Source organism: Confluentibacter citreus (assembly GCF_002807055.1).
Lineage (GTDB): Bacteria > Bacteroidota > Bacteroidia > Flavobacteriales > Flavobacteriaceae > Confluentibacter > Confluentibacter citreus.
Window position 1 is genome coordinate 594,975 of the sequence record NZ_NIXN01000001.1, and the last position, 24,895, is coordinate 619,869.

Here is a 24,895-nt window from a genome sequence, read left to right on the forward strand (position 1 = left end):
GTTATGTACTTGACTAGCAACAAGCGTATTGAAAACATTTTTTAAATTAATAACAGTTATTGGCTTCTCTGTTTTTTTTGTAACAAGTTGTTCAAGAAAAAAAGACAAATTCATTAGCCGAAATTTTCATGCAATAACGGCTGAATACAATGCACTTTATAATGGCTACAACGCTTTAGAAGAGGGACGCTCTAATTTAAACGAAAGTTATTTCGATAATTATTGGGACATCTTACCCATTGAGCGCATGGAAGTGTTTGAAGATATTATAATGCCTGGACAATCCCAGAACGAATCTTTTTCTCGAGCTGAGGAAAAGGCCGTTAAAGCCATCCAAATGCATGGAATGGATATTGAAGGCAAAGAAAAAAATCCACAAATAGACGAAGCGTATTTATTATTGGGTAAGGCCAGGTATTTTGACCAACGTTTTGTGCCCGCACTTGAAGCCTTTAACTACATATTATATAAATACCCCGCTAGTGATAAAATTAATCAGGCTAAAATCTGGAGAGAAAAAACCAATATCCGTTTAGAAAATGATGAGTTGGCCATTAAAAACCTGAAACGGTTATTAAAACAAGAAGTTTTAGAAGACCAAGATCTTGCAGACGCCACATCTATTCTAGCTCAAGCTTATATTAACAGAAAATCCATTGACAGTGCAATTACTAAATTAGAAATTGCTGCAAATGCGACCAAAAGAAATGAAGAACGAGGGCGTTATAGCTTTATTCAAGGACAACTTTACAATGCTTTAGGTTATAGAGACAGCGCTGTGTATGCTTTTGACAAGGTGATTAAATTAAATCGAAAGATACCCCGTATGTATCTTATTAGTGCAGAAATTGAAAAAGTAAAAAACTTCGATTATGAAAACGGGAATACCATTGAATTATTGGAACACTTAACCAACCTTGAAGAAAATAGAGAAAACCGTCCTTTTTTAGATAAAATATACCACCAGATAGCAGAGTTTTATCTTAAAACCAATTCAGAAATATTATCCAAACAATACTTTAATAAGTCGTTACGAACAAATTCCCAAGATGCTATATTAATGGCCCGAAATTATGAAATTCTTGGAAACATGAATTTTGATAAAGCCCTTTACAGAGATGCTGGTAACTATTATGATAGCACAATGACCAAATTGGCAGAAAACTCTAAAGCATATAGAACCATAAAGCGGAAAAGAGATAATCTGGAAGATGTTATATATTATGAAGGCATAGCCCAAACGAATGATAGCATTTTAAAAATTGTTAATTTACCGGAATCCGATAGGTTATCTTATTTTGAAACGTTCGTAGAACAACTTAAAATTCAAACTGAAAAACAAAAAGAAAGGCAAGAAGCGCAGGTAAGAAACCAAGGGCTCATAACCGTAAACAATAACCAAGGAAATGTAATGCCTTCGGGATTTGGGGGCCTGCCCAATCAAGCGGCCTCCTTCTATTTTTACAATCCAACAACAGTTGCTTATGGTAAAAACGAGTTTGTTAAAATTTGGGGTGACCGGACTTTAGAAGACGATTGGCGATGGGGTATTAAAAATGCATCAAACATCGATACAGATGTTTTGTCAAACAACGTTATACCTGCGGCTACCGAAAGCGAATTGTTTGACCCACAATATTACATATCCAAAATTCCTTCCGAAGAAAAAGACATTGACAGTATTTCCAGAGAACGCAATTATGCATACTATCAATTAGGATTGATTTATAAAGAAAAATTCAATGAATACGAATTGGCCAAAGACAAATTACAAAATTTACTTCAAAGCAATCCCGAGGAACGATTGATATTGCCATCTAAATACAATCTGTATAAGATTTATGAAGCTTTAGGTGAAAACGACGAAGCCAAGATTGCAAAAAATGATATTGTTTCAAATTATCCTGAATCAAGATATGCAACTATTTTAAGCAATCCAGAACTTGCTTCTGCCAAAGATGAAAATAGTCCAGAAAGTTTATATGAAACACTGTATGGGAAGCTTGAAAACCAAGAATATGATGCCGTGATCACTAAAACTGAAGAGTATATAACTATGTTTGATGGTGAACCTATAGTACCTAAATTGGAATTGTTAAAAGCAACGGCGTCGGGACGTTTATATGGGTATGATGCTTACGCCAAAGGCATAAATTATATTGCCATTACCTATGCTAATACAGCCGAAGGTCAACAGGCTCAAGATATTGAAGGACAAGTGCTGCCTAAAATAGCCAGTAAAGATTTTATAGTGGATACTCCAGAAAATAATTTTAAAGTGGTTTTTAGCTTTCACAATTCTAAAAAAGAAAGTATAGAAAGTTTTAAAGTATCTTTAGATACCGTATTAAGCAAGCTAAAGTATTACGAGCTAAGTTCATCAAAAGATGTTTACAATAAAGACACCACATTTGTTATCGTTCATGGGTTAAAAAATGAACAAGTAGCAAAAACCTTTGACCAATTATTAACTAAAGAAGATAAACAAACAATTAAGGAACCCTACTTTGCAATATCATCTGCAAATTATCAAATTATTCAAATTCATAAGAATTTAGATATGTATTTAAATATTGGCAATAATTAAATAATAATATTATGTTCTCTGATAATAAAAAAGAAAGACAAATGGTAGAAAACACATCAAATCAAAACATTATTTCTCTAGGCACAAAAATTGTAGGCGATTTTAATAGTGAGGGCGATTTTAGAATAGACGGAACCATTGAAGGTAATATAAAAACAACGGGAAAAGTTGTTGTTGGTAAATCGGGCTTACTTAAAGGAACACTACAAGGAACAGATGCTTATTTTGAGGGTAAATTTTCGGGTAAGTTAGCACTTTCGGGCACATTAACTTTAAAAGCATCGGCACATATAGAAGGCGAAGTTGTTGCTGGTAAATTGGCTGTAGAGCCGGGAGCCACTTTTAATGTAACGTGTATCATGAAAGGCACCGTAAAAGAAATGAATAAAAGTGAGCAACAACGAGAACAAGAAACCGGAAAAACAGCTTAAAAACCTTGCTATACTTTCTGGTATAGCCATTCAAATGGGTGTTACCATTTACTTATTTGTTATTTTAGGCAAATGGTTAGATACTAAATTCTACCATGGTGATAAATTGTTCATAATCATAACCACGCTTTTGGGAGTTGCCATTTCTCTTTACATGGTCATTAAGCAGGTCAATAAAATTAAATATTAAATGAGCAATCCCTTTTCAAGTTTTACAATAAAAGCGATTGTTTTATTGCTAATTGTATTTGGTATTCACTTAACTGTTCTGAATATTTTAGATTACCCGTTATTCAATGACAGAATAATTGGTTCATATATTGCTAACTTATTTTTAATTATAGCTGTTTTTGGGATTCTTTATGCCTTAAGGAAAAAGTATAAAAGCCAATTAGGTTTTCTGTTTTTGGTTGGTAGTGCTCTAAAATTCGCTATATTTTTTATCTTCTTTTATCCTTTTTATAAGCTTGACAATCATATCTCTAGGCTGGAATTTGCCGCCTTTTTTATACCCTATGCAGTGGGCTTGATTCTAGAAACCATAAGCCTTAGTAAATGGTTAAATACTATGGATTAATAGTGCCATAAATAGAGTTCAATTTTAGTGATGAAATAAAACATAAAATTATTTTTGTTTTTGACATAAAAACATACCTTTGCAGCGATTTTTAAGCCACTATTATTTAGAGTGATATGCGAAGAAAAATATCTTTAAAACCTATAACATTATTACTGTTTTTATCTACCTCTTTTTTCTTTGGACAAGAGGAAGCAGAGCATGTTGAAGTAAAAACCGACAAAAAAACAGAAATAAAAGAATACATCCAGCACCATTTACAGGATTCTTACGACTTCAGTTTGTTTTCTTACGAAACAGAATCAGGTGAAACTAAGCATATTGGTTTTCCATTGCCAGTCATTTTATGGGACAATGGGTTAAAAGTTTTTTCTTCTTCAAAGTTACATCATGGAGAATCAGTTGCTGAAGTAGACGGAAGTTTTTACAAGTCATATCATAGTAAAATTTATAAAACAGATGCGTCTGGAACTATAAATTATGATGAAGAACATCATGCAACCAACGAAAAACCCTTAGATTTTTCTATTACAAAAAATGTGTTTACCATTTTTGCTATTGGTTTACTTATGTTTTTCATGTTTAGTAGAATGGCTGGGAAATATAGAAAAGGTAATACTGTGCCAAATGGAGCAGGACGATTTTTAGAGCCTATTATTCTATACATCAGGGATGATATTGCCATTCCAAACATTGGGAAAAAACATTATAAGCGTTACATGAGTTTCTTGTTAACCGTGTTTTTTTTCATATGGATTATAAACTTATTAGGTTTAACACCGCTTGGAGTTAATGTAACAAACAATATTGCTGTAACATTAGCTTTGGCATTGTTAACCTATTTAATAACAACTTTTACGGCCAACAAAAGCTACTGGGGGCATATTTTTTGGATGCCAGGCGTGCCATGGCCCATGAAAATTATTTTAGCACCAATAGAATTGTTAGGAACACTTATTAAACCATTTTCATTATTAATTCGTCTCTATGCAAATATTACTGCGGGACATATTGTATTAATGAGTATTATTGGTTTAATGTTTATTTTCAAAAACTGGTTAGGAAGTTCATTATCATTTGGTTTGGCATTTGCTTTATCATTGTTAGAACTATTGGTAGCTGCTTTACAAGCCTATATTTTCACAATGTTATCAGCATTGTATTTTGGATCGGCAGTAGAAGAACATAATCACGCCGACCACTAAAAAGAATGTTTAATTAATTATATATATTTATGGAAATTCCAACTATTGTAGGAGCAGGTTTAATCGTAATCGGTGCTGGTTTAGGTATCGGTAGAATTGGTGGATCTGCAATGGATGCAATTGCGCGTCAACCAGAAGCTTCTGGAAAAATCCAAACAGCTATGCTTATTGCAGCAGCACTTATTGAAGGTATTGGATTTGCTGCTTTATTTGCAGCATAAAAAAAGTAAGAAAAACAGCTTTAACGGTTGGTTAAAGCTGTTTTTTTAAATTTAATATTTATTAAAACATAGATATAAATGGAAAAGTTAATTAATGATTTTTCAATAGGATTATTCTTTTGGCAATTAGTATTGTTTATTGGTTTAGTTTTACTTTTAAGAAAATTTGCTTGGAAACCCATTCTTGATGCTGTAGAGAAGAGAGAAAGCGGTATAGAAGATGCGTTAAAATCTGCCGAAAAAGCAAAATTAGAAATGCAAAATCTTCAAGCAGATAACCAAAAGTTATTGCAAGAGGCCAGAATGGAAAGAGAATCTTTGTTGAAAGATGCCCGTGACATCAAGAATAAAATGATTGAAGATGCCAAAGGTGAAGCTCAAGATCAAGCCAATAAGATAATAGAGCAAGCTCAAGCAGCTATTGAAAGCGAAAAGAAAGCGGCTATTGCCGAGTTAAAAACCCAAGTGGCTAATTTATCTATTGAAATTGCAGAGAAAGTAATGCGTGAAGAATTATCTAGCAGTGATAAACAACTAAAATTGGTTGAGTCTATGTTAGGTGAAACAAAATTTAATTAAGAATCATGGCAGGAGCAAGAGCAGCAATACGTTATGCAAAGGCAGTTTTAAGTTTAGCTTCAGATGAAAAAACGGCTGACGTTTTAAATACGGAGATGAAACTTATTGCCACTACTATTTCGCAAAGCAAAGATTTAAGCGATACGCTTAAAAGCCCTGTGGTAAGTTCGTCCATAAAAAAATCCATTTTATTGGAAGTTTTTAAAAACTCCAGTAAGTCTATATTAAACCTAATAGATACTTTAATAAGCAATAACAGGATTGATATATTAAGTGATGTTGCACATAAATACAATCAGTTATTTGATGAATCTAAAGGTATAGAACTAGCTACTGTAACTACTGCGGTTGCTCTATCAGAGGATTTAAAGGCCAAAGTATTAGCAAAAGCTAAAGAGCTTACAGGTAAAGATATTGAGGTAGAAAACGTAATCGATGAAAGCATTATTGGTGGTTTCATTTTGCGAATAGGTGATATTCAGTATAATGCGAGTATTACAAATCAACTAAGTAAATTAAAAAGAGAGTTTATATTAAATTAAAAAGGGTTAAACGAGGATGTCTCACATCTAGCGTCTAAGATCTAAATACTAAAAAAAGATGGCAGAAGTAAAACCAGCTGAAATATCAGCAATCTTAAAAAAGCAACTATCAGGTTTTGAAGCAAGTGCTTCATTAGATGAAGTAGGAACTGTATTAACCGTAGGTGATGGTATTGTACGTGCTTACGGATTGGCTAATGCTCAATATGGAGAGTTAGTTGAATTTGAAGGCGGCTTAGAAGGTATTGTACTAAATCTTGAAGAAGATAACGTTGGTATTGTATTATTAGGTCCTTCAGTAGGTATTAAAGAAGGGTCCATAGTAAAACGTACGTCTCGTATTGCTTCTATTAAAGTTGGGGAAGGTATTGTTGGACGTGTTGTAGATACTTTAGGAAATCCAATTGATGGTAAAGGGCCTATTACTGGTCAAACTTACGAAATGCCTTTAGAGCGTAAAGCACCTGGAGTTATTTTCCGTGAGCCTGTAACTGAACCATTACAAACTGGTATTAAGTCTATCGATGCGATGATTCCTGTTGGCCGTGGACAACGTGAGTTGGTTATTGGCGACCGTCAAACTGGTAAAACAGCGGTTTGTATTGATACCATATTAAATCAAAAAGAATTTTACGACGCAGGAAATCCTGTATATTGTATATATGTTGCTGTTGGCCAAAAAGCGTCAACAGTGGCTTTAATTGCAAAAACATTAGAAGAAAAAGGTGCTTTAGCATATACGACTATTGTTGCTGCTAATGCTTCAGATCCAGCTGCGATGCAAGTATATGCACCGTTTTCAGGAGCATCTATTGGTGAGTATTTCAGGGATTCTGGTCGCCCAGCTTTAATCATCTATGATGATTTATCTAAACAAGCCGTGGCTTACCGTGAGGTGTCTTTATTATTACGTCGTCCACCAGGACGTGAGGCGTATCCTGGAGACGTTTTCTATTTGCACTCTCGTTTATTGGAGCGTGCTGCAAAAATCATCAATAATGATGAGATTGCTAAGAATATGAACGACCTTCCAGATTCATTAAAATCGATTGTTAAAGGTGGTGGTTCATTAACGGCATTGCCAATTATTGAAACACAAGCAGGAGACGTTTCAGCATATATACCAACAAACGTAATTTCGATTACAGATGGGCAGATTTTCTTGGATGGTGATTTATTCAACTCTGGTGTACGTCCAGCTATTAACGTGGGTATTTCGGTATCTCGTGTGGGGGGTAACGCTCAGATTAAATCCATGAAAAAAGTAGCAGGTACTTTAAAATTGGACCAAGCACAATATCGTGAGTTAGAAGCGTTTGCTAAGTTTGGATCCGATTTAGATGCTGTGACTTTAAACGTTATTGAAAAAGGGAAGCGTAACGTGGAGATTTTAAAACAAGCTCAAAACGATCCTTTTAAAGTAGAAGATCAAATTGCAATTATTTATGCAGGTTCTAAAAACCTGTTAAGAGATGTACCTGTTGAAAAAGTAAAAGAATTCGAAAGAGACTATTTAGAATTCTTAAAAGCGAAACACAGCAATGTTTTAGCCGATCTAAAAGCAGGTAAATTAACCGATGAGGTTACAGATACATTAACAGCTGTAGCGAAAGATTTATCTAGTAAATATAGATAGCCCCTCCCAGCCTCCCCAAAAGGGAGGAGTTTATAGAGGATCTAAAATATTATTTAAAAACAACTAATCAATCCCTCTCCTTTGGAGAGGTTAGGAGAGGAAAAATGGCAAATCTAAAAGAAATACGTAACAGAATAACATCGGTGTCTTCTACAATGCAGATTACCAGTGCCATGAAAATGGTATCGGCTGCAAAGTTAAAAAAGGCACAAGATGCTATTACGGCAATGCGTCCTTATGCAGATAAGTTAACCGAACTTTTACAAAGTTTAAGCGCCACTTTAGATGCAGATTCTGGAAGTAAATTTTCAACCCAAAGAGAGGTAAAAAAGGTCTTGATTGTTGCTATTACTTCTAATAGAGGTTTAGCAGGTGCTTTTAATTCAAATATTATTAAAGAGGTTAACAGGTTAACGTCTCAAACATATGCTAACCAAGAGGTTTCTTATGTAGCTATTGGTAAAAAAGCAAATGATGCCTTTAAAAAAACCAATAAGGTTATTGCAAACGAGAGTGGTGTTTTAGATGATTTAACCTTTGATAATGTTGGCAACATCGCTCAAATGTTAATGGATACATTTGTTGCTGGCGAGTTTGATAAAATTGAAATCGTTTACAATAAATTTAAAAATGCTGCTACGCAAATAGTCACCACAGAACAGTTTTTACCAATTGTTCCTGTTGAAGGTAGCCCTAATAATAACACAGATTATATTTTTGAACCTTCAAAAGTAGAAATCGTTGAGCAATTAATTCCGAAGTCATTAAAGACCCAATTGTATAAAGGCGTTAGAGACTCATTCGCAAGCGAACATGGTGCGCGTATGACCGCCATGCATAAAGCAACCGATAATGCCACAGAATTAAGGAATCAATTGAAATTAACATACAACAAAGCACGTCAAGCAGCCATTACCAACGAAATTTTAGAAATTGTTGGTGGAGCGGAGGCTTTGAACAATTAGACGAAGCCTTTGCGAAGTCAAATTTCGAAAAGACTGAGGCTTTGAATAATTACGATTTTTGTCATTCCTGCGAAAGCAGGAATCCACAATAATAGACCTCACTTTTTAAGTGAGGTTTTTTTATGGCATTACTTTTGAAAACGGTATCTTTAATTAATTCAATTTGAGATGAAAACACTTAAAAAAACAATTACTTTTCTTTTAATACTTTTTATAATGGTTAGTTTTTACAATTGTTCTAGTGCAAAAATGCTTCAAAATGAGCCACTGTTTGAAATAGGCGAAGCGTATTATCAAGCATCAAACTCCGATATACATGTATATATTTCTATAAAATCAAATCCTAATAATATTTTATTGGATAGTGTTTATTTTAAAGGAAAACAAGCGAAACTTGAACATGAAAACAATTTGTTTGTGGGTAGATTTAAATCAAGCATTATCCAAAAACAAGATATTATCATGAGTAACGAACCCTATGCCGAATATGGCAATAAAACTCCAAAGCTTCCAGAAAAATTACCATTTGAATTGAAGGAAAGTGAATGTGTTGTAAGTTATATAGATGATAATAGTATTAAATATTTTAAAATTAAAAATGTTGTTCAAAAAGAATTACTTACATCTCCAGATTCGCAATGATCAGGAATAATGTATTTTTGCTTTAGAATAGCTAAAAATGTATTTTTAGCAAAATAAAAATAAACTTTCTTGAGCGTTTTAAAAAAATTCTTTAAAGACACTATAATTTATGGTTTAGCCACGGTTTTACCACGTTTAATGAACTTTATATTAGTTCCACTTCACACAGGAAAATTAGAAACATCAAGTTATTCGGACAATACTACTTTTTACGTTTATGCGGCTTTTTTTAATGTTCTACTAACCTACGGTATGGAAACCTCTTTTTTTAGGTTTTTTAATAAATCCGAAGAAAAAAGCAAAGTGTTTTCAACAGCTTTTATAAGTTTGGCAATCACTGCCTTTTTATTTCTGATTATAGTTATAATTTTTAATTACCAACTTTCTGAATGGTTAAATATTTCGCCAAAATATTTAAAAATATTAGTTGGTTTACTGGTTTTAGATACATTGGTGGTAGCACCGTTTGCTTATTTAAGAGCCATAGGAAAACCAATTAAGTTTGCATCTATTAAAATTGCCAATATTTTTATTTATGTTTTGCTTAATTATTTTTTTCTTTGGGCAATCCCAAAATTTAATATAGATTTTCCTGGATATAATGAATCAGATTTGGTGCAGTATATATTCATAGCTAATTTAGTTGCAAGTGTTATTACTTTTTTAATGTTAATTCCTTATTTTTTTAAAACAAAATTAGAGTTTAGCGCCACTGTCTTCAAACAACTTTTAAATTATGGCTGGCCTGTCATGGTTGCTGGTTTAGCATACGTAATTAATGAGAATTTTGATAAATGGATACTTCCTTATTTATTAGGTAAAGATGTAAATGGAGCTTACAGTGGATGTTATAAAATAGCCATGTTTATGACCATTTTTATTCAAGCCTTTCGTTTGGGCGCAGAGCCTTTTTTCTTTTCACATTCAAAGGAAATAAACGCAAAACAAACCTATGCCTTGATTATGAAATATTTTGTCATTGTTGGCAGTTTTATGTTGGTTTTTATTATTTCTTATCTAGATATATTTAAAATGGCATTGGTTAAAGATGAAAGTTATTGGCAAGCAATTTCTATTGTGCCCATAGTATTAGTTGCTAATTTATGTTTAGGTATTTATTTTAACTTGGGTATTTGGTATAAGCTAACTGATAAAACCATATATGGTATGTATTTATCAATAGTGGGAGCAGTCATTACTATTGTTTTTAACCTTGTTATGATAAATAAGATAGGTTTTATAGCTGCGGCTTGGGCAACTTTAGCAGCTTATGGGATTATGATGGTATTATCATACCTCATTGGTCAAAGATATTACGCAGTTCCTTACGATATAAAAAGAATATTATGTTATTTGACGGTATCAATCGTATTATCTATTTTATGTTTAAATACAAATGCTAATTATTACATAAACACCTTTTTAGTTTTACTATTTTTGGGATGTGTTGTTTTGTTAGAAAAAAACGAATTAAAACAATTATTAAAACGCTAAAATGACCATAAAAATAATAAATAAATCCAGTCATGATTTACCAAACTATGAAACCATAGCATCGGCAGGAATGGATTTAAGAGCCAATATAACCGAACCCATTACGTTAAAACCATTAGAAAGAACCATTGTAAAGACAGGGTTGTTCATCGAGTTGCCTATTGGGTTTGAAGCGCAAGTGCGTCCACGAAGTGGATTGGCCGCCAAAAAAGGCGTTACGGTTTTAAATGCGCCTGGCACTGTTGATGCAGACTATAGAGGTGAGGTTGGTGTTATTTTAGTGAATCTATCAAACGAGGATTTTATCATAGAGAATGGCGAACGTATTGCCCAATTGGTGATTGCAAAACACGAACGTGCAGAATGGATTGAAGTCAAAGAACTCTCAGAAACCTCAAGAGGAGAAGGTGGTTTTGGTAGTACGGGAGTTAAGTAATTGACGAGTTACGATTAACGATTTTTGATTGATAAAGGAAACAATTTGAATTCGGGGAAAGCAAATAAACATCTCAACAAATAAACGAATCAACTTTAAAGTATGAAAATAATAGTACCAATGGCAGGTCGCGGTTCGCGTTTAAGACCTCACAGTATAACAGTGCCAAAACCATTAATTCCAGTGGCGGGTCAGCCTATTGTACATCGATTGGTAAAAGATATTGCCAAAGTTTTAAAACAACCGATAGAAGAAGTAGCTTTTGTACTTGGAGACCCTGCTTGGTTTGGTGATGAGGTTGTTGAAAGCCTTAAAAAATTAGCAACCGATTTAGGGGCAAAAGCATCCATTTACCGTCAGGATCAACCTCTTGGCACTGGTCATGCTATTATGTGCGCTAAACCATCCCTATCAGGCCCAGCTGTCATCGCTTATGCCGATACACTTATTAGAGCTGAATTCGATTTGGACCCTACGGCAGATAGCGTTATTTGGACCAAACAAGTTCATAATCCAGAAGCATATGGCGTTGTTAAATTAAATGAGAAACAAGAGATTGTTGAATTGGTTGAAAAACCTAAAACCTTTGTAAGCAATCAAGCAGTTATAGGCATTTATTATTTTAAGGATGTTGCCGTTTTAAAAAATAAATTACAAGAAGTTTTGGATGAAAACGTTATGAACGGAGGCGAGTATCAAATTAATGATGGTATCAAGCGTATGATGGCAGATGGGAAAGTCTTTAAAACAGGAACGGTTGATGAATGGATGGACTGTGGCAACAAAGCCATTACTTTAGAAACCAATACCAAAATGTTGGGCTTTTTGAAAGCAGATGGCGAAGAACAATTAATAGCGACTTCGGTAAAACTTGATAATTCAAAAATCATTGAGCCTTGTTTTATTGGCGAGCACGTCATTTTGAAAAATACAACCATTGGCCCCAATGTATCCATTGGTAATCATTCTGTTGTGGAAAATTCAACTGTTAAAAATAGTTTAATTCAAAACCATACCGTTATAAAAAACGCTAATTTAGATAACGCCATGATCGGTAATCATGTGGAATATAATGGTCATTTTACAAGTATTAGCATCGGCGATTATTCAGTTTTGGAATAAAATTTGTCATGTCGAACAAAGTGAGACATCACATAAAATTATGAGGTATAAAATTCACACATTATTTTTATTAATTGGACTATTCATTTTTCCGCAGATGACCTATGCCCAAGTAGATTTCAATAAGCCTACAGACGATTTAGGCGATGTCGAAGACCAATTTCAAGAATACTTTTTTGAAGCCATGAAACAAAAAAGCATTGAGAATTATGACCGATCTGTTGAAGCTCTCCTAAAATGTAAAGGATTAAATAAAAATGTATCTGTCGTCTATTATGAATTAGGAAAAAATTATAATCAGCTTAAAAATTTTGGTTCTGCTGAAAGTGCTTTAAAAGAAGCCGTTTCAAAAGAGCCAAATAATGAGTGGTATTTAGATGCCCTTTACGAGTTTTACATAGAGCAAAACGATTTTGATAAAGCTATTAATACGGTTAAGCAATTAGTAAAGTTTCACCCGGCAGACTATAAGGAAGATTTAGCGGGTTTATATTATAAAACTAAAAAATTTGATGATGCTTTAAATATTTTAGATGAACTGGATTTAGAATTTGGAATATCGGTTTCCAGAGATATGATGCGCAATAGAATATATGAAGTTACTGGTAGAAAAGATGATCAAATAAAAAATTTGGAAGCCCGTATAGGTAACAATCCAGATAAAGAGTCTAATTACATAGCACTAATTTTTAGATATAGTGAAAATAACGACAAAGAGAAAGCCTATGAAACAGCGAAAGAGTTATTAAAAATAAACCCAAATTCTCAGGTAGTTCATTTGGCGCTATATAAGTTTTATTTAGACGATAATGATGCTGAAAAAGCCATTCAGTCCATGAAAATCGTTGTAAATAGTAATGAAATAAGGCCAGAAGCTAAACTTAAAGTGCTTTCAGATTTTGTGAATTTTGTAAAAGTGAATCCTGAATATGAGGCAGATTTGGTAGAAGCCACAGCTTTGGTTGGAGGTAAAAATGATGAAAAATCACTGTTGGAATTAGGACAATATTATCTAACAAAAAACGACAAAGGTAACGCCTTAAAATATTTTGAAGAAGCTTTAAAAACAGATGTAGATAATTTCAATATCATAAAGAATGTGTTATTGCTTCATTTAGATTTACAGCAATATAAAGAAGCCAACGAAAAAAGCAATGAAGCCCTTGAAAAATTTCCATCACAACCTATATGTTATTTAGTGAATGGTGTTGCCTTAAACGAATTAAATGAACCTAAAAAAGCTGCCGAAATGCTAGAGTCTGGTTTGGATTGGGTTATCGACGACATTAAAATGGAAGCGGATTTTTACACGCAGTTAAGTAAGGCATATACCTTATTAAACAATACGGCGAAGGCAAAATCGTTTAGTGATAAAGCCAAACAATTAGAAATTCAAAATTAATTCAGGAGCCCTTTGAAAAAAACGTCCCATATCTTCAATCTTTTATTGTTAACACTTATTTTTTTTATAAGCTGTAAATCAACTAAGAGAATCGCTTCTGGTGAGGCTAATTTAGATTTATCTGCAAAGCAATTGATAAAGGAAAACGCAAAGCAATCCCCAGAGTTTAAAACCCTACAAGCTAGACTTAAAATCTCTTATTCTTCAGATGATGATGAGCAAACACATTCAGTAACGTTTAGAGTTAAGAAAGATGAAGTTATTTGGATGAATTCAGCATTTTCGGTCGTTAGAGCCATGATAACGCCTGAAAAAGTGAGCTTTTATAACAAATTGGACAATACGTTTTTTGAAGGCGATTATAAATATTTGAGTGATTTACTGGGCACGGAATTAGATTTTGAAAAGGTTCAGAATTTATTACTTGGTGAAACCTTATTCAGTTTAAATGGTGAAGATTATAGCGCATCGGTTGTTGATGATATGTATGTACTTCAACCAAAAAACCAACAAGAACTTTTTGAAATATTCTATTTATTAAGTCCGTTGCATTTTAAAGTAAAGTCACAGCAAATTTCCCAACCTAGCGACTCCAGACATTTGCAAATAGATTATTTAACCTACCAAGAAGTTAACAAGCAAGCGTTTCCAGAAAATATTAAAATTATTGCTGTTGAAGCAAATAAAGAAATGATTGCAACACTGGAATTCAAATCAGTATCTTTGAACGAGGATTTAAATTTTCCTTTTAGTATTCCATCTGGTTTTGATGAAATCAAACTTAAATGAGCCACAGTAAAAACATATTAAAATTCCCTTCACTTTTAATATTTTTATTAACGAGTGTTATTGCTTTTTCTCAAAATAAGCAAGCAGACCTGGAGGCTCGAAGGCAAGAATTACGCTTGGAAATTCAAAAAATCAGTCAATTACAAGCTGAAAATAAATCGAGGCAAAAATCAGAATTATCACTCATACAAGAATTCAATTATAAAATTAGCGTGATTAATAATTTGATAAGAGTAACGAATCAACAAACCAATTTACTAACTCACGATATTAATGACAACCAAAAAAGAATCACAAGCTTACGTAAAGAATTAGAAGAGCTAAAAAAAGATTATGCAGCTATGATTGTAAAATCGTATAAAAATAAAAATCAACAAAGTAGAATCATGTTTTTACTGTCTTCGGAAGATTTTAAACAAGCCTACAAACGGTTACAATATATTAAGCAGTATTCAAATCATCAGAAAGAACAGGGAGAAACTATTAAAGCAAAAACAATCGAGCTGCAAGAGATTAATAGTAATCTACAAAAACAGAAAAACGATAAGCAAAACCTTATTGCGGAAAATAGAGAACTTCAACAATCTTTAGAAAAAGAACGCTCCCAACATCAAAGCTTAATGAATTCCATTAAGAAAAATATCAATGTATACGCATCCCAAATTAGGGAAAAGCAACGCGAAGCAGAGCGTATTGATAGAGAAATTGAAAACATTATTAAAGCAGCTATTGCCAGCTCCAATAAAAAAGCAGGCAATACGGCCACAACCACCAGTTCTTCTACGTTTGCATTAACAGCGGAAGAAAAAGTATTAGCAGCAAGTTTTGTTTCCAATAAAGGGAAATTGCCATGGCCAGTTGAAAAAGGTTATGTAACGCTTGGTTATGGTACGCAACCACACCCATTGGTTAAATCGTTAACTACCCAGAGTAATGGAGTGCGTATTGCTACAGAAAAAGGAGCGAAAGTAAGAGCAGTTTTCAATGGTGAAGTTTATAGAATAGTTTTTATCAAAAATGCCAATCCCTTTGTTATGATTCGTCATGGTAATTACTTCACCGCATATAAAAATCTCTCAAAAATTTATGTAAAAGAAGGTGATAAAGTAATTACTAAGCAGCCAATAGGTGAAGTTTTTACAAATCCTACCGATGGAGAAACGGTGCTGAGTTTTATTGTTTTTAAAGAAGCAAAGACCGAAAACCCAACAACTTGGATTTATAAAATGTGACGAAGTCATCCTGAACTTGTTTCCAGGATCTCATAAAATTCCTGCGAATCCAGATAGCAATCGGAAAGGTATCTAAATTTTTAACAATTATACAAACAAAGCTCTTAACTCCGTTGCGTCACTAGGCTTCATTTTACCAGCTAATACAAGACTTAATTGTTTCCTACGTAAAGCAGCATCAAAACGTTGCTTTTCCAATGTCGTTTCAGGTATAATTTCTGGAACTTCAACAGGTTTTCCAGTGTCATCAACAGCAACGAAAGTATAAATACCTTCGTTAGCCTTCGATTTTTTGCCAGACTCCCTGTCTTCTATCCAAACATCAATATATACTTCCATAGACGTTTTAAATGCGCGCGATACTTTAGCTTCAACAGTTACAACAGTACCCAAAGGTATGGGTTTAGAAAAGGCAACATGGTTAACCGAAGCAGTAACCACAATGCTTCTGCAATGGCGACTTGCCGAAATACTGGCAGCACGATCCATACGAGCTAGTAATTCGCCTCCAAATAAACTGTTTAAGGCGTTGGTTTCGCCAGGTAACACCACATCGGTTAGGATGGTTTTAGAATGTTCGGGAGTTTTTGCTTGCATGAATCGTTTTTTGTTTGCGTACGTTACTGTTTTTCAACGTTTTATTAATATGTGTCCCAACTTAGTCCTTGTAATAGGTTATTTATCCCTTACAAATTTTACACTTTTTATCAATCCTTCTTTCACTTCATAAATGGAAACGTATTTTGTCTCAACGCCGTCTTCCGTGACTATTTCTTGATTAATAACATAGTTACCATTATTCATTTGATTAATAATTTCCACCCTTATGGATTTGGCGTTAAACTTAGGTTGAAAAATTGAAGTTATATTATCTGATCCTGTAGCGAGTAGTATATCAGGATACGTGTAAATTTCAACATCGTCGGCATAGAGCTTTATAAATTCCGAGAAGTTATGTTGATTGTATAACTCCATTCTTTTATTTACAATTTCAAGGGGCAATGTTATTGAATTTTGTTCCTGAGCGAAACCAAAACCAGTTAATAGAAATAGTACTAAAAATATGCCTCCTGTTTTCATTTTATTATATGGATTTTTTAAATTGAAGTATAACAAAGCTTAACATGATTCAAAGTTACATATTAAGAAGTAGAAATTTAAAGTAAATGGAAGTAAAAAACTAATCCAATTCCTTAACCAACAACCAAGCATCTTGGTTATGTGTCTTTTTAATAGCTCTTAATTCGCTTAATGCCTCAAGTCTATCTTCATAACTGGCATAAACCACTTCATGTAAACCATACTTGTTAACACCGATTTTTCGGGCATTATAGCCTAAAGTTTTTAGCTGCTCAACCTTTTTATCGCAATTTTCTTCCACTCTAAAAGCGCCAGCAACGATGTGATAATTACCAGATTGTTTGGTAACATTTATTGTAATAGCAGGCAGCGAATTTAAATTAAAAGTAGCTTGTTGGATTTTAGCATCTAATTGTTGAGCAGCTTCTTTTTGAGCTACTTGGTTGTAAACTTCAATTTGATTAACATAATAGTTTGATGCTGCAAAACCACCAACAGTCAAAGCAATTAAGGCGACAGCAGCATATTTTAAATAAGCTCTGGATTTTTGTTTTTCTTGGATGAATGTAAGAGGTATTACTTTTTCTAACTGCTCAACCTCTTCTTTATAAACTTCTCTATCTATGGCAGGGGACACAAAGTGAGACAGACCAAAAGCATCTGTTAAGTAATTTAGATTATATATAGGTTCAAACTGAATCTTACCTTCATTATTAAATACTAAATCACCAATATTAGGAAAAGCGATTGTTTTTCCTTGTGTTAAATTATCTTTTATACCTTTTACGCGATTTTCAATTTTTTGAATGGCAATTTCAAAAGGAATTTTTTCTACATCGGCAATATAATGTGCCAACAAGCCATCATTTTTTTGGATTTGTTCATTAAATGACACCACTTTTTTTGGTGGGTAAAACGTGTTGCTAGAGTCATCTATAGATGCGGTAACTCTGTGTGTTAAAAAAGCTCCAAATCCTGGAACAGTAACACACTCGTATCTATAAAGTAAATCGCTTATGTAGGTTTCTAATTGCATAAAACAAAGTTAAAAAATTATAGTTGTGGATAAAATTTAGACAGAAGTATTTATTAACAGTGTAAAAATTCCTTTACTTTATATTTTTATTCAAAACTTTATAATGACCGAAACAGATTTACTTTATACATTGGCATTACAACATGTACCAAATATTGGAGATATTATAGCGAAACGATTGATACAACATTGTGGTTCTGCCGAAGCTGTTTTAAAAGAGAAAAAGCAACACCTACTTAAAATTGATGGTATTGGAAGTGTTATTTTGGGTGATTTATTTGGAGCTCATCATTTAAAGGAAGCCGAAAAAGAGATAGAATTTATTAAATCGAATAACATTGAAGTGTCTTTTTTTAAAGATGAAAATTATCCTGAAAAACTAAAGCACTGTATTGATGGCCCCATTTTATTATTTCAATCGGGAGCCATTAATTTAAAACAACAACGTATTATAAGTATTGTAGGCGCTAGAAAAATAACAACTAGTGGCATGGTGTTTTGCGAAGATTTGGTAGAGAAATTAGCCATTTATAACCCAGTTATTGTTTCTGGGTTTGCTTATGGAACCGATATTACAGCGCATAAAACAGCCATCAAACATCAATTACAAACCATAGGGTGTTTGGCACACGGATTGAATCAAATTTATCCCAAAGTGCATAAACGGTATATGGTAGATATGGAAAAAAATGGTGGCTTTTTTACCGATTTTTGGAGCAGTGATGGCTTTGATAAGAACAATTTTTTAAAACGAAATAGAATCATTGCTGGGTTAAGTGAAGCGGCTATTGTTATAGAATCTGCCGAAAAGGGAGGAAGCTTGGTGACAGCCGATATTGCAAATTCATACAACAGAGACGTGTTTGCCGTTCCGGGAAGAACGACCGATTTACAAAGTACTGGCTGCAATAATTTAATAAAGCACCAAAAAGCACATATGTTAACCAACCCATTCGATGTGCCCTATATTTTAAATTGGAAACTGGAAGAAGACACCAAACCAGCCATACAAAAGCAGCTGTTTGTAGAATTGGATGACACCGAAAAAGTCATTTACAATTACCTTAAAGAAAATGACAAACAGCAACTGGATGGTATTTCTATTAATTGTAGCCTGCCCATTTTTAAAGTAGCCAGTGTGTTATTGAATATGGAACTAAAAGGGGTTATCCGACCGCTGCCAGGGAAGTTATTTGAGGTTATTTAGTTTTTCTAACTATTTGAAATAGGCTTCCTAATGCTAAAAACATTATAATTAAAGCAGCAATTGCCAGCCAATCAAATGAATCTCTTGAAAGCACAATTAAGCCCATGGCTATTGCATTTAAAATTAGACTTGTAGATTTTTTATTCATATTAATATCCAACCTTCTCCCTAACTCTTTTCAGCACATCATTCGCAACCAATCGCGCTTTTTCAGCACCAATAGCCAAAGCTGCATCAATTTCGTTGAGGTTATTCATGTAGTAATTATAACGTTCGCGAGCAGTAGCAAATTTTTCAATAATGAGCTCAAATAAAGCTTGTTTCGCGTGGCCGTAACCATAATTACCGTTTTCATAATTGGCTTTCATGGTTTCTATTTGTTCTATATTGGCTAATAAACTATAAAGGGCAAAGCAGTTACAGGTTTTCCAATCTTTTGGGTCTTCAAGTGGTGTGCTATCGGTTTCAATCGACATAATTTGTTTCCGCAGTTTTTTATCATCTAAAAAAATATTGATGGTATTATCCCTACTTTTACTCATCTTTTCACCATCTGTACCGGGAATAAGCATGATATTTTCTTCCACTTTTCCTTCGGGCATGACAAAAACTTCGCCCATTTTGGCATGAAAACGAGATGCCACATCGCGAGTCATTTCAATATGTTGCAATTGGTCTTTTCCAACGGGAATAATTTCAGCATCATATAGTAAAATATCCGCAGCCATAAGCATGGGGTAGAAGAACAACCCAGAATTGACATCTTCCAATCTATCTGCTTTGTCTTTAAAACTATGAGCCAACGTCAAACGTTGGTAAGGAAAAAAACAACTTAAATGCCAAGATAATTCAGTTACTTGCGGAATATCACTTTGTCTGTAAAACACGGTTTTTTCAATATCCAATCCAAAAGCTAACCAAGTTGCGGCCACCGAATAGGTGTTTTGTCTTAGTGTTTCAGCATCTTTTATTTGTGTAAGCGTGTGCAAATTAGCAATAAACAAAAAGGAATCATTTTTTGGGTTGTTTGCCATGTCTATTGCTGGAACAATAGCGCCTAAAATATTTCCTAAATGTGGTGTGCCCGTACTTTGTATGCCTGTAAGTATTCTTGCCATAATATTTCCTGCGAAGGCAGGAATCTTTTTAATTAAACTGAAAAAACAAAGGTAATTGTTTTAGTAAAATAGCTCAATACAATTGTGTATTTTTGATTTCTATGATGGTATTTAAATACATTTTTTGGGTTCTGTACCGTATTTGGTTTTACATTCTTGTTGCACTTCCTATACTTATAGCGTTTCCTATTCTGTTAATTTCCATTTTAAGGGAATCATGGTATCCGTTCTTTTTTAAAATAGCTAGAATATGGGCAAAAATTATTTTATTGGGGATGGGTTTTAGATGGGACATTGAAAAAGAGCAAACTCCAGAGAAACATAAAAGTTATATGTTTATCGCAAACCACACGTCTATGGCCGACATCATGCTCATGTTAGTGGCTATAAAAAATCCATTTGTTTTTGTTGGGAAAAAAGAACTTGCCAACATTCCATTATTTGGATTTTTCTATAAGCGTACCTGTATTTTGGTGGATAGAACGTCTGAAAAAAGCAGAAAAGCTGTTTTTCTAAGAGCACAACGGCGTTTGCAATCGGGATTGAGTATTTGTATTTTCCCGGAAGGCGGCGTGCCAGAAGAACATATAGAATTGGATGATTTTAAAGATGGGGCATTTAGATTAGCCATTAATCATCATATACCCATTGTTCCAATAACGTTTGCCGATAATAAAAAGCGGTTTTCTTATACTTTTTTTAGCGGAAGCCCAGGTAGAATGCGTGTTAAAATCCATAAATTTTTACCAACGGATTTCTTAAACGTTGCCGATACTAAATCATTGAATAGTGAGGCTAGAAACATTATTTTAAATCAGTTAATGGCTTTTAAAAAATAAAAACTGCCTCAGGGGAGAGGCAGTTTTTTTTGATATTGCTTTCCATCGTATTAGAAAACAATATCCAGATCTAACCAAAAACCTAAAACTTAAATCCGAATCCGGTATAAACCCCAATAAAATAAGGTTTAAAATCACCAGAAGTATTGTTGAATGTGTTGATTTGGTATTTAAACATAGGCTCTAAATTCAGATTAATTGTTTTAGAAACCTTATAGTCCAATCCGAAACCAAAATTAGCACTGTAACTTGTTTTATTGATATTGCTAGCTTCTCCAATAAATGTCTTACTGCCTTCAAAATCAGAATATAATTCATTACCGTTTAAAAAGAAAGAACTAAAACCTCCAATAACATTGATTCCCAATTTTTTATCAGAAAGCAGGTATTTTATTTCTAAAGGAATTTCAATAAAACTTAGTGATTGATTGATCGATGTATTTATTCCTGAAGTAGATGCAAAATTTTGGGAACTTTTATCAGCAAAATTTTGAGTGCTTAAAACTGAAAAATCATTGGTATTATTATTCAATTCTGGCTTGACATTTTTTAAAACACTGATACTTGAACGACCACCAAGTGATTGAAATGCAACCACATCATTGGTATTGTAACCTAAATTTACCCTATTAATTCCTGAACGGACACGTATCTTCTTGTTTAGGGCGTAACTGGCACTAACGCCGTAACTCATATTCGTCTCAGAACTTTTAGAATTGTTGTTAAATTGCGGATCGATAGAAGAGCCTTTGCCCATGGTATTGAAAAAAACAGGCGCAGCGTTTGGGGCAACACTCCACCTATTTAAATGCTCTTTTTCTTCTTCATTATTATTTTTAGCTATCTCTATGGCTTCTTCAATGGTGAGCTGATGTTGTTCTTCACTGACAGTTTTTGTTTTATCAGGAGTATCGGTTTTTGCATCAGCAATATTTGATTCCTTACTGTTTTTATTCGTGTTAAATAGATTCTCTACCTTTGTTTTATCTAATTCAGCTTTATCAGTTTCAGATGGTTTATTTGTTTTTTCTTCTGAAGTATTTGCTATTTCAATAGTGCTTTCGGTATTATTTTTTGTTCTAGGTAAGTTACTATTATTGTCAGGTGATTTTTTATTGGATTCATTTGAAGAATCGTCTTTTGTTTTGCCATTATTTTTTGATGCATTATTTGCGACGGATGATGCGTTTGATGGATTCAATACATTTTGATTTTTATGGATATTTCCATTAGTATCAGTCGGTTTATTTGAATCCGTTTCAGAAGCATTATTATTGGTAATGGCTTCTATGTTTTTTATGTTGTTTGTATTGGACGGATTTTTATAATTTCCAGGTGTATTTACACTATCTATTTGATTCGAATTTGTGTTTTCATCAGTGTCCACTACTTGATGTTGGTTTTCATCCGTAGGTAAATTATCATTAAAATAACGGTTTCCAATAGTCAACAATATCAATAATAAGGCGGCCACACCAGCATAACGCCACCAAATAGGAATGACTCTGCGCTTGTCTTTTTCTTTTAATTGGGCTTCAATGCGTTCCCAAACAGCATCATTAGGAGCTACTTCAAAATCCTTGAATTTTTCCTGAAACAATCTGTCTATATGTTTTTTATCACTCATTTTATAATGACTGTAAATGTTGTTGTGTTCTATAATTTTCAATGGTTTGCTTCAAAATCTGTCGAGCCCTAGCTAAGTTGGATTTTGAAGTTCCCACGGTAATATCCAGCATATCCGCAATATCTTTATGAGAATATCCGTCTAGCACATATAAGTTGAAAACCAATCGATACCTGTCTGGTAGCTCTTGAATTATTTGAAGGAGGTATTTAAGGGAAATATCTTCATCATCAAAGTCAATCTCTACATCTTCACTTATGTCTTCGTTTACTATGTTTAAAACCTTTTCACTTCTGTATCGCTGCAAAGCGGTGTTTATAACAATCCGTTTTATCCACCCTTCAAATGAACCTGTATTTTTATATTGCTTAATTTTATTGAAAATGGTCAAAAATGCATCTTGCAGATTATCTTCCGCTTCTGCATAGTTGCGCGAATACTTCAAGCATATTGGAAACAATTTACTCGCATAGAGTTTATAAAGTTCTCCTTGTGCTTTGGTATCATTAATTTTACAATTTTCTATGAGTTGATTTAAACTCAAATTAAACATGAATTAATTAACGCTTATTTATTTAGTTGGTTACGGGAACTTCAATAATTAAATATTGATTTTCGCCGTTATCATCTTCTCCCTGCCAAAATTTAAAAATATAACTACCATTGCTAGTTACTTGAAAATTGAAAGTAGCCTCTACCAATTCGTTATCAAGATCTTCACAATTATGGTTTAAATATTTATAATCTATAATAGCCACCGTGCGGATATTGTTGTCTTTTGCATAATAAAACTCTTTAAACAAATTACAGCTAGAAGGTCTTAAATAAGAAACAGTTATCGGATATGTTTGCCCCATGGTAAATGAGTCTGGTATATCAACACTTTCAATAGGCAATATTTCTAAATTGAAATCATCACGATCATTGTCTAAACTACAAGACCCCATTAAAATTAGTACAAAACTAAGAATTAAAATTTTTTTCATAACAAATAAGAGATTTGGTATTTATAATAGCTTTTCTAGCTAGATGCTGAAATGACTAAAAGGTTGCGTTATGAAATAAAAAAATCCCGAGAAGTTTCGGGATTTTAAATAATTTAATCTTCTGAAGAAGATGCTGCCTTGGCTATTTTTCTAACCTTGGCTTCGAGTTCGTCCATAAGTTCTGGATTGTCTTTTATAAGGGCTTTCACCGCATCTCTACCTTGCCCTAATTTAGTGTCTTCATAACTAAACCATGAGCCGCTTTTTTTAATGATTTCATTTTCCACGGCAATGTCCAAGACTTCACCCACTTTACTGATGCCTTCACCATACATGATATCAAATTCGGCCGTTTTAAAAGGTGGCGCCACTTTGTTTTTTACCACTTTTACCCGGGTTTTATTACCGGTAACATTGCCATCAGTTTCTTTTATTTGTGTGGAACGACGAATATCCAATCTTACTGAAGCATAAAATTTTAATGCATTACCACCGGTTGTGGTTTCTGGATTCCCGAACATCACACCAATTTTTTCACGCAATTGGTTAATGAAAATAACCGTACAGTTTGTTTTGCTGATAGAGCCTGTTAATTTTCTTAATGCTTGAGACATCAAACGGGCATGTAATCCCATTTTAGAATCGCCCATTTCGCCTTCAATTTCACTTTTTGGGGTTAATGCCGCTACAGAATCTATCACCACAATATCAATCGCACCAGAGCGTATTAAATTATCGGTAATTTCTAAAGCTTGTTCACCATTATCTGGTTGGGAAATAATCAGGTTATCGATATCAACACCTAGTTTTTGCGCATAAGACCTGTCAAAGGCATGTTCTGCATCAATAAAGGCTGCAATGCCACCAGCTTTTTGAGCTTCTGCAATGGCATGTAACGTAAGTGTTGTTTTACCCGATGATTCTGGGCCATATATTTCAATAACACGACCACGAGGATAACCACCAACGCCTAAGGCAATGTCCAAACCTAGTGAGCCAGAAGATATCGCATCAACTTCTACAACTGCTTGGTCGCTCATTTTCATGACGGTGCCTTTTCCGTAAGCTTTATCGAGTTTATCTAATGTAAGTTTAAGTGCTTTTAATTTTGCTTCTTTTTCGCTGCTCATTTTTAATTTTAT

At 33.6% G+C, this 24,895-nt stretch carries 28 protein-coding genes; 19 read left to right on the forward strand and 9 right to left on the reverse strand.

The genetic code is table 11. The features are described from left to right. The first annotated feature begins 28 nt into the window (after positions 1 to 28). The 17 genes from porW (at position 29) to CDH49_RS02615 (ending at position 15,860) form a co-directional block, all read left to right on the forward strand. A complete protein-coding gene (gene porW, locus CDH49_RS02535; RefSeq protein ID WP_100613722.1) occupies positions 29 to 2,587 on the forward strand; it encodes a type IX secretion system periplasmic lipoprotein PorW/SprE in 2,559 nt (852 codons plus the stop codon). An 11-nt stretch (positions 2,588 to 2,598) separates the two neighbouring features. After that, on the forward strand, positions 2,599 to 3,018 hold the full coding sequence (locus CDH49_RS02540; protein ID WP_100613723.1) for a bactofilin family protein: 420 nt from the start codon (positions 2,599 to 2,601) through the stop codon (positions 3,016 to 3,018). After that, positions 2,978 to 3,208 (forward strand): AtpZ/AtpI family protein, encoded by a 231-nt coding sequence (locus CDH49_RS02545; RefSeq protein ID WP_262496590.1) that lies wholly within the window; start codon positions 2,978 to 2,980, stop codon positions 3,206 to 3,208. Before CDH49_RS02540 ends, CDH49_RS02545 begins: the two co-directional genes overlap by 41 nt. Next, a complete protein-coding gene (locus tag CDH49_RS02550; protein WP_100613725.1) occupies positions 3,209 to 3,595 on the forward strand; it encodes a hypothetical protein in 387 nt (128 codons plus the stop codon). A 116-nt stretch (positions 3,596 to 3,711) separates the two neighbouring features. Continuing rightward, positions 3,712 to 4,800, forward strand: a complete 1,089-nt coding sequence (gene atpB / locus CDH49_RS02555) for a F0F1 ATP synthase subunit A (RefSeq protein WP_100613726.1) — start codon at positions 3,712 to 3,714, stop codon at positions 4,798 to 4,800. Positions 4,801 to 4,829: 29 nt separating this feature from the next. Next, the gene (atpE, locus tag CDH49_RS02560) at positions 4,830 to 5,021 is read left to right on the forward strand and encodes an ATP synthase F0 subunit C (RefSeq protein ID WP_100613727.1); all 192 of its coding nucleotides are present in this window, start codon (positions 4,830 to 4,832) and stop codon (positions 5,019 to 5,021) included. Positions 5,022 to 5,099: 78 nt separating this feature from the next. Continuing rightward, positions 5,100 to 5,600, forward strand: a complete 501-nt coding sequence (locus tag CDH49_RS02565) for a F0F1 ATP synthase subunit B (RefSeq protein WP_100613728.1) — start codon at positions 5,100 to 5,102, stop codon at positions 5,598 to 5,600. Positions 5,601 to 5,605: 5 nt separating this feature from the next. After that, a complete protein-coding gene (gene atpH / locus CDH49_RS02570) occupies positions 5,606 to 6,142 on the forward strand; it encodes an ATP synthase F1 subunit delta (RefSeq protein ID WP_100613729.1) in 537 nt (178 codons plus the stop codon). Between the two features lie 58 nt (positions 6,143 to 6,200). Continuing rightward, complete coding sequence (gene atpA / locus CDH49_RS02575) at positions 6,201 to 7,778, forward strand: F0F1 ATP synthase subunit alpha (protein WP_100613730.1); 1,578 nt, start codon at positions 6,201 to 6,203, stop codon at positions 7,776 to 7,778. Between the two features lie 104 nt (positions 7,779 to 7,882). Then, positions 7,883 to 8,743, forward strand: coding sequence for an ATP synthase F1 subunit gamma (gene atpG, locus CDH49_RS02580; RefSeq protein ID WP_100613731.1), 861 nt, complete (start codon positions 7,883 to 7,885; stop codon positions 8,741 to 8,743). Between the two features lie 168 nt (positions 8,744 to 8,911). Continuing rightward, a complete protein-coding gene (locus tag CDH49_RS02585; RefSeq protein ID WP_100613732.1) occupies positions 8,912 to 9,385 on the forward strand; it encodes a hypothetical protein in 474 nt (157 codons plus the stop codon). A gap of 69 nt (positions 9,386 to 9,454) precedes the next feature. After that, positions 9,455 to 10,879, forward strand: coding sequence for a lipopolysaccharide biosynthesis protein (locus CDH49_RS02590; RefSeq protein ID WP_100613733.1), 1,425 nt, complete (start codon positions 9,455 to 9,457; stop codon positions 10,877 to 10,879). A 1-nt stretch (position 10,880) separates the two neighbouring features. Beyond that, a complete protein-coding gene (gene dut, locus CDH49_RS02595; protein WP_100613734.1) occupies positions 10,881 to 11,315 on the forward strand; it encodes a dUTP diphosphatase in 435 nt (144 codons plus the stop codon). Between the two features lie 102 nt (positions 11,316 to 11,417). Further along, positions 11,418 to 12,437 carry a sugar phosphate nucleotidyltransferase gene (locus tag CDH49_RS02600; RefSeq protein ID WP_100613735.1) on the forward strand — a complete coding sequence of 340 codons (1,020 nt, stop codon included), beginning with the start codon at positions 11,418 to 11,420 and terminating at the stop codon, positions 12,435 to 12,437. Between the two features lie 40 nt (positions 12,438 to 12,477). Further along, entirely contained in the window at positions 12,478 to 13,839 is a 1,362-nt protein-coding gene (locus CDH49_RS02605; RefSeq protein ID WP_100613736.1) for a tetratricopeptide repeat protein, read from the forward strand. Positions 13,840 to 13,851: 12 nt separating this feature from the next. After that, complete coding sequence (locus CDH49_RS02610) at positions 13,852 to 14,628, forward strand: DUF4292 domain-containing protein (protein ID WP_239970553.1); 777 nt, start codon at positions 13,852 to 13,854, stop codon at positions 14,626 to 14,628. Next, on the forward strand, positions 14,625 to 15,860 hold the full coding sequence (locus tag CDH49_RS02615; RefSeq protein ID WP_100613737.1) for a murein hydrolase activator EnvC family protein: 1,236 nt from the start codon (positions 14,625 to 14,627) through the stop codon (positions 15,858 to 15,860). The genes CDH49_RS02610 and CDH49_RS02615 overlap by 4 nt, the downstream gene beginning before the upstream one ends. An 87-nt stretch (positions 15,861 to 15,947) precedes the next feature. Here the strand turns inward: CDH49_RS02615 and CDH49_RS02620 are convergent, their stop codons facing one another. From CDH49_RS02620 to CDH49_RS02630, 3 genes are all read right to left on the reverse strand, one after another. Further along, entirely contained in the window at positions 15,948 to 16,457 is a 510-nt protein-coding gene (locus tag CDH49_RS02620; protein WP_100613738.1) for an acyl-CoA thioesterase, read from the reverse strand. Positions 16,458 to 16,535: 78 nt separating this feature from the next. Then, on the reverse strand, positions 16,536 to 16,940 hold the full coding sequence (locus tag CDH49_RS02625; protein ID WP_100613739.1) for a nuclear transport factor 2 family protein: 405 nt from the start codon (positions 16,938 to 16,940) through the stop codon (positions 16,536 to 16,538). Between the two features lie 100 nt (positions 16,941 to 17,040). Then, positions 17,041 to 17,976, reverse strand: coding sequence for an HU domain-containing protein (locus tag CDH49_RS02630; protein WP_100613740.1), 936 nt, complete (start codon positions 17,974 to 17,976; stop codon positions 17,041 to 17,043). A gap of 103 nt (positions 17,977 to 18,079) precedes the next feature. Between CDH49_RS02630 and dprA the strand changes: the two genes are divergently transcribed. After that, a complete protein-coding gene (gene dprA, locus CDH49_RS02635) occupies positions 18,080 to 19,183 on the forward strand; it encodes a DNA-processing protein DprA (RefSeq protein WP_100613741.1) in 1,104 nt (367 codons plus the stop codon). Here dprA and CDH49_RS15610 read toward each other — a convergent pair. Next, positions 19,176 to 19,331: a hypothetical protein gene (locus CDH49_RS15610; protein ID WP_157805265.1), complete on the reverse strand. Its 156-nt coding sequence runs from the start codon at positions 19,329 to 19,331 to the stop codon at positions 19,176 to 19,178. The two genes, dprA and CDH49_RS15610, sit on opposite strands and share 8 nt — an antisense overlap. A gap of 1 nt (position 19,332) precedes the next feature. Next, on the reverse strand, positions 19,333 to 20,301 hold the full coding sequence (trpS, locus tag CDH49_RS02640) for a tryptophan--tRNA ligase (RefSeq protein WP_100613742.1): 969 nt from the start codon (positions 20,299 to 20,301) through the stop codon (positions 19,333 to 19,335). A gap of 101 nt (positions 20,302 to 20,402) precedes the next feature. On the opposite strand from trpS, the gene CDH49_RS02645 reads away from it, so the two are divergent. Beyond that, the gene (locus tag CDH49_RS02645; RefSeq protein ID WP_100613743.1) at positions 20,403 to 21,140 is read left to right on the forward strand and encodes a lysophospholipid acyltransferase family protein; all 738 of its coding nucleotides are present in this window, start codon (positions 20,403 to 20,405) and stop codon (positions 21,138 to 21,140) included. 82 nt (positions 21,141 to 21,222) lie between these two features. Here CDH49_RS02645 and CDH49_RS02650 read toward each other — a convergent pair whose 3' ends face one another. The 4 genes from CDH49_RS02650 to recA all read right to left on the reverse strand — a co-directional run bounded on the left by CDH49_RS02650 (position 21,223) and on the right by recA (position 24,883). Further along, positions 21,223 to 22,767: a hypothetical protein gene (locus CDH49_RS02650; protein WP_100613744.1), complete on the reverse strand. Its 1,545-nt coding sequence runs from the start codon at positions 22,765 to 22,767 to the stop codon at positions 21,223 to 21,225. Between the two features lies 1 nt (position 22,768). Further along, a complete protein-coding gene (locus CDH49_RS02655) occupies positions 22,769 to 23,311 on the reverse strand; it encodes an RNA polymerase sigma factor (protein WP_100614463.1) in 543 nt (180 codons plus the stop codon). 31 nt (positions 23,312 to 23,342) lie between these two features. After that, on the reverse strand, positions 23,343 to 23,753 hold the full coding sequence (locus tag CDH49_RS02660) for a hypothetical protein (protein WP_100613745.1): 411 nt from the start codon (positions 23,751 to 23,753) through the stop codon (positions 23,343 to 23,345). Positions 23,754 to 23,866: 113 nt separating this feature from the next. Further along, entirely contained in the window at positions 23,867 to 24,883 is a 1,017-nt protein-coding gene (gene recA / locus CDH49_RS02665; RefSeq protein WP_100613746.1) for a recombinase RecA, read from the reverse strand. Positions 24,884 to 24,895: the final 12 nt, after the last annotated feature.

What these genes read in the sequence shown, in the direction of transcription:
- CDH49_RS02620 (WP_100613738.1), bottom strand. Translation starts at nt 16,457, where the DNA reads ATGCAAGCAAAAACTCCCGAACATTCTAAAACCATCCTAACCGATGTG.
- CDH49_RS02625 (WP_100613739.1), bottom strand. Translation starts at nt 16,940, where the DNA reads ATGAAAACAGGAGGCATATTTTTAGTACTATTTCTATTAACTGGTTTT.
- atpB (WP_100613726.1), top strand. Translation starts at nt 3,712, where the DNA reads ATGCGAAGAAAAATATCTTTAAAACCTATAACATTATTACTGTTTTTA.
- atpG (WP_100613731.1), top strand. Translation starts at nt 7,883, where the DNA reads ATGGCAAATCTAAAAGAAATACGTAACAGAATAACATCGGTGTCTTCT.
- CDH49_RS02585 (WP_100613732.1), top strand. Translation starts at nt 8,912, where the DNA reads ATGAAAACACTTAAAAAAACAATTACTTTTCTTTTAATACTTTTTATA.
- CDH49_RS02565 (WP_100613728.1), top strand. Translation starts at nt 5,100, where the DNA reads ATGGAAAAGTTAATTAATGATTTTTCAATAGGATTATTCTTTTGGCAA.
- CDH49_RS02650 (WP_100613744.1), bottom strand. Translation starts at nt 22,767, where the DNA reads ATGAGTGATAAAAAACATATAGACAGATTGTTTCAGGAAAAATTCAAG.
- atpH (WP_100613729.1), top strand. Translation starts at nt 5,606, where the DNA reads ATGGCAGGAGCAAGAGCAGCAATACGTTATGCAAAGGCAGTTTTAAGT.
- CDH49_RS02660 (WP_100613745.1), bottom strand. Translation starts at nt 23,753, where the DNA reads ATGAAAAAAATTTTAATTCTTAGTTTTGTACTAATTTTAATGGGGTCT.
- dut (WP_100613734.1), top strand. Translation starts at nt 10,881, where the DNA reads ATGACCATAAAAATAATAAATAAATCCAGTCATGATTTACCAAACTAT.
- CDH49_RS15610 (WP_157805265.1), bottom strand. Translation starts at nt 19,331, where the DNA reads ATGAATAAAAAATCTACAAGTCTAATTTTAAATGCAATAGCCATGGGC.
- CDH49_RS02645 (WP_100613743.1), top strand. Translation starts at nt 20,403, where the DNA reads ATGATGGTATTTAAATACATTTTTTGGGTTCTGTACCGTATTTGGTTT.
- CDH49_RS02615 (WP_100613737.1), top strand. Translation starts at nt 14,625, where the DNA reads ATGAGCCACAGTAAAAACATATTAAAATTCCCTTCACTTTTAATATTT.
- dprA (WP_100613741.1), top strand. Translation starts at nt 18,080, where the DNA reads ATGACCGAAACAGATTTACTTTATACATTGGCATTACAACATGTACCA.
- CDH49_RS02600 (WP_100613735.1), top strand. Translation starts at nt 11,418, where the DNA reads ATGAAAATAATAGTACCAATGGCAGGTCGCGGTTCGCGTTTAAGACCT.
- CDH49_RS02630 (WP_100613740.1), bottom strand. Translation starts at nt 17,976, where the DNA reads ATGCAATTAGAAACCTACATAAGCGATTTACTTTATAGATACGAGTGT.
- CDH49_RS02605 (WP_100613736.1), top strand. Translation starts at nt 12,478, where the DNA reads ATGAGGTATAAAATTCACACATTATTTTTATTAATTGGACTATTCATT.
- atpA (WP_100613730.1), top strand. Translation starts at nt 6,201, where the DNA reads ATGGCAGAAGTAAAACCAGCTGAAATATCAGCAATCTTAAAAAAGCAA.
- trpS (WP_100613742.1), bottom strand. Translation starts at nt 20,301, where the DNA reads ATGGCAAGAATACTTACAGGCATACAAAGTACGGGCACACCACATTTA.
- CDH49_RS02540 (WP_100613723.1), top strand. Translation starts at nt 2,599, where the DNA reads ATGTTCTCTGATAATAAAAAAGAAAGACAAATGGTAGAAAACACATCA.
- CDH49_RS02550 (WP_100613725.1), top strand. Translation starts at nt 3,209, where the DNA reads ATGAGCAATCCCTTTTCAAGTTTTACAATAAAAGCGATTGTTTTATTG.
- atpE (WP_100613727.1), top strand. Translation starts at nt 4,830, where the DNA reads ATGGAAATTCCAACTATTGTAGGAGCAGGTTTAATCGTAATCGGTGCT.
- recA (WP_100613746.1), bottom strand. Translation starts at nt 24,883, where the DNA reads ATGAGCAGCGAAAAAGAAGCAAAATTAAAAGCACTTAAACTTACATTA.